The 630-nt window shown below is 71.6% G+C and carries 1 protein-coding gene; it reads left to right on the forward strand.

Annotated features, from left to right (window positions below; all coding sequences use genetic code 11):
* The coding region (locus tag G7A99_RS23575) for a putative inorganic carbon transporter subunit DabA (RefSeq protein ID WP_163144487.1) at window positions 1-630 on the forward strand (630 nt) is incomplete at both ends.

Below are 630 nucleotides of genomic sequence, written 5' to 3' on the forward strand. Positions count from 1 at the left end.
GCTCATGGACCTCGGCGGATGGGCGCAGCTGGCACGTTACCGCCTCTGGCGCGCCGAGCTGAACGACGACACGGACCATGCCGCCGTGGGGCTGCTGGCGGTACGGATGGCCTGGGAGCAGGCCCTGTTCCGGCGCCACCGCGAGGCAATCGAGGCCGACTGGCGGGACGTCTGCGCCAGCCACGCCCGGCCGGTTTTCCCGCAGGAACGGCACATCGTCGACGCGCTGCTGCAGGACGCCGCGGAGCGCAGCGCCCAGCGCAGACTGCCCGAACAACTCACCCCGGACCGTCAGGCCGACGACGACCGGCCGGACGCCCAGGCCGTGTTCTGCATCGACGTCCGCTCGGAGGTCTTCCGGCGCTGCCTGGAACGGGTCTCGCCATCGGTACAGACGCTGGGCTTCGCGGGATTCTTCGGTCTGCCGCTGGCACACCGGGAGGCCGGCTCACACCTCTCCGAGGGGCGCTGCCCGGGACTCGTGCCCCCGGCACTGGAGAGCCGGACACCGGAGACGGGCGAGACCGCCGGGCGCTGGATCAGGGCACGCGCATCACGGGCGTGGAAGCGCTTCAAGCTCGCAGCCGTATCGTCCTTCGCGTTCGTGGAGTCGATGGGCCCCGTCTACGC

It is taken from the genome of Arhodomonas sp. KWT (genome assembly GCF_010993615.1).